The 3,266-nt window shown below is 35.6% G+C and carries 2 protein-coding genes and 2 pseudogenes; all 4 read left to right on the forward strand.

What is annotated here, in order from left to right; all coding sequences use genetic code 11:
- Positions 1-472 precede the first annotated feature (472 nt).
- Positions 473-574: pseudogene (locus U881_RS12635) on the forward strand (hypothetical protein); the annotation flags it as partial.
- 932 nt (positions 575-1,506) lie between these two features.
- Complete coding sequence (locus tag U881_RS13720) at positions 1,507-1,941, forward strand: variable large family protein (protein WP_051374030.1); 435 nt, start codon at positions 1,507-1,509, stop codon at positions 1,939-1,941.
- Positions 1,895-2,245, forward strand: a complete 351-nt coding sequence (locus tag U881_RS13725; RefSeq protein WP_051374031.1) for a variable large family protein — start codon at positions 1,895-1,897, stop codon at positions 2,243-2,245. The genes U881_RS13720 and U881_RS13725 overlap by 47 nt, the downstream gene beginning before the upstream one ends.
- A 31-nt stretch (positions 2,246-2,276) precedes the next feature.
- Positions 2,277-3,266: pseudogene (locus U881_RS10620) on the forward strand (variable large family protein); the annotation flags it as partial.

Below are 3,266 nucleotides of genomic sequence, written 5' to 3' on the forward strand. Positions count from 1 at the left end.
GTACTGTTACTAAATAAAAATAATATAAATATATCATTCAATGATAAAGTCAATTAAGGGAAACATTTTTTTCTTTATTATGAAAATTGTTTTCCTTTTTGGCATTTTGGTGTGTCTCTTTATTAAAGATTTATCATTTTTTTATTTGGTAAGTATATTTTTTAATTCTTGATTTATTTATTTTTGTTTTGTTGGCTATCTAAAGTATAAAGATAAAGAAAAAAAATAAGGAGGCAAGAAAGGAATGAAAGAAATAAAAGAGATAGAAAATAGAGGGAGGGGAAGAGAGAGAAGGGGAAAGGAAAAGAAGGATTAGTGGAGTTATTAAGATGAGTATGGTGGTGATGATGGTGGGGGATGGTGGGATGTGGAAAGAAGTAAGCAATCAGGAGCTCAGAAGGGAGTTGGGAGTGGGTTAAGTGGTGCGATAATGATTGAAGTTGGGAGGAGTTGCTGAGAATGCTTTTTTGCTTTTTTGGAATTAGTTTTGGATGTTTTGAGCTTTACTGCAAAAACAACTACGAAGAAAGAGGATGTAGGAAGTTATTTTAGTGTTCTAGGTAGTAAGATTTGAGAAACATCAAGAGAGTTAGAAGAAGTAGCAAAAAAATCAGAAACAGGTGGTGATAAAAGCGATTCGTCCAAAAATTCAATTAGAGAAGTAGTTAATGTAGCTAAGGGAATTTTAGATGCATTAAAGGTATATGTGAGTCCTTAGGGATAGTAGGTGATTCTAGTGTAGTAGGTTATTAGAAACTAGTGCTAAACAAGGGGTAGTAGCTAGCTGATGGTGAGTTAAAGAAAGCATATGATGTATTAAAAGGAATAAGTTGATGGCGATAGATGTAGGTGTTAAAGACTTAAAAGCAGGATCTACTACATTGCAAGCAGCAAGAGAAGTAGATAATAAGGATGGGGGTCAAGATATTGGCTAAAAATGGCACTGGTGGCAATCCTGTATCAACAGATGCAGGGTAGTAGCGTATTTTAGCAACTGTCAGTGGGTAAGAGATGTTAGCATTAATAATAGTTAAATCAGAGGACAGTGATACAGCATTATCAGGTAATGCAACTGGAGATACAACTGCGATTGCATTTAGCAAATCCAATTTCTTATTAATAAATGAAGTACTTTCAGTTCATATTTCGTCAATCTTCATAAAGTAAGAGATAAATAAATTGAATTTGTTTCATATTTTTCTTTCTATAAGAGAATTGTTTTTTTGGCGTTTTAATATTCCTTATTAAACATTTCTCATTTGTTTTTTCAGCAAGTTAATTTTAATTTATATATTATTCGTTCGTTTTTATTGTGTGGTTTCTGTTGAAGTAAAGTTGATAAGAAGAGAAGAAGAGACTCTTTAAATAAGAGAAGGAAGTAAAAATAAGACCGAGTAACTTTTTTAGAAGGTGGGAGGTTTGATTTCGTGGAGGGGAGAGAAGGGAGCTTTAAATTGAGGATTTAAGGTAGGAGAAATTTTTAAAGAGTTGATTAAGGAGGGAAAGATGAGAGGAATTAGAGAAATAAGAAGGGGAGAAGAGATGAGAGGGGGAATAGGGAAGATGAATAATATTTTCAAAAGAAGTTTGATTATTATTATGATTTTGGGGATGATGGGATGTGGACAAAATGTAGTATCGGAGCTAGAACAGAAGAATGAGTTTTTGAGTTCTATAGCTAATTTAGGGAAAGGGTTTTTGGATGTTTTTGTGACATTTGGGGATATGGTGAGTGGGACGTTGGGGATAAAGGTGGATACTAAGAAGAGTGAGATAGGTAAGTATTTTAGTGATATTGCTGAGACAATGGGAAAAGTAAAGATAAAATTAAACACTATAGTTGCAGAGCATGGTAATTATGAAAAAGTGAAAGAAGTAGTAGAGAAGTTTATTAGTGATACATTGGATAAAACTTGCAGAAGGAGCAAGAGAAGTAGCTAAAGGAGCTACAGGAGAAGCTATAGGGAATGCTACTAAAGCTGGACATGGAGCTATTCCTGCTGATAAGGATGCAGTTATTTCTCTAGTTAGGGGGATAAAGGCAATAGTTGGTGTAGTGTTAGGTAAAGGAGATGGTAGTGCAGATGCTGATAAAACAGGGGATGATGATAAGAAGGATATTGGTAATCTATTTGCTGATGATGCTGGTAAGGGTGATGCGAAAGAAGAAAATATAGCAAAGGCGGCAGCAAGTATAGGGGCAGTGGTTGGAGCAGATATATTGCAAGCAATAGCTAAATCATAAAGAGAATCCTGTTGTTAATGATAATGAGGGAATTGAGAAAGCGGGAGATGCAGGAGAAATTGCAGTAGCTTCAGCTAAGGGTGGCAAGAAAGAAATTAAGGAAGGAGCAAAGAAAGATGCAGTAATAGCAGGAGGAATAGCATTGAGAGGGATGAGTAAGGGAGGTAAATTTGTGGCTAAGAATGAAGAGAAAGCTGCTAATGTGATCAATGGAGCTTGCAGTAGGATGATGGGATGTAATAGTGGTTAGTATCGGAGAAAGAGGGATTAGAGAAGAGGAATAGTTTTTTAGATTCTTTAGTTAAGATTGGACAGGGGTTTCAGGAGATTTTTGGTGTTTTTGGGAATGCTATTGGGGATGAATTAGGATTTAATGTTGTTAAATCGGGGGATAGTAGAAGTAAAGTCGGAGAACATTTTAAGAAGATCGGAGAAGGACTTACAACAACTAAGAATAAGTTAAACGAGTTGGAAGTTAAAATATCTGAAGTTAAGAATGTTGATGGGAGCACAATTAAAATTGTTGAGGATGCGATTAAAGGAACAAATGATGTTTTTGATAAATTAATTGCGGCATTAGTTAAACTTACTGGTGTGATTAATGATGGTAGTCCAATTGGTGATGCTAATTCTGGTGGTGCTCCTGCATCAGCTGATAAGGATGGAGTTGAGGCAATTGTTGTAGAGGTTAAAAAAATAATTGAGACTGCTACTAAGTCTGGTGTAAAGATTAATACTGGTGATGCTGGTGCTAAAGTGGATAATGGCAATGGAATTAAGGTAGTGGTTCACAATGCTCAAGCTGATGCTGGTGCTGGTCCTAAATTAGCAGATGAAATAGCTAAAGCAGATCCATGGGCAATGATTGATAAGATTAAAAATGCTAAGATGGATGGGAATGCTGTTGATGCTGCTGGTGCAAATGCTCTTGGTGGTAATACTCAGAATGATAATGGTACTGCAAAGACTAATGCTGACTTAGCAGCTGCGGTAGCTCTTAAGGCAATGGTTAAAAAGGGTA

Origin of the sequence: Borrelia persica No12 (assembly GCF_000500045.1) — a bacterium.
GTDB classification, from domain to species: Bacteria; Spirochaetota; Spirochaetia; order Borreliales; family Borreliaceae; genus Borrelia; species Borrelia persica.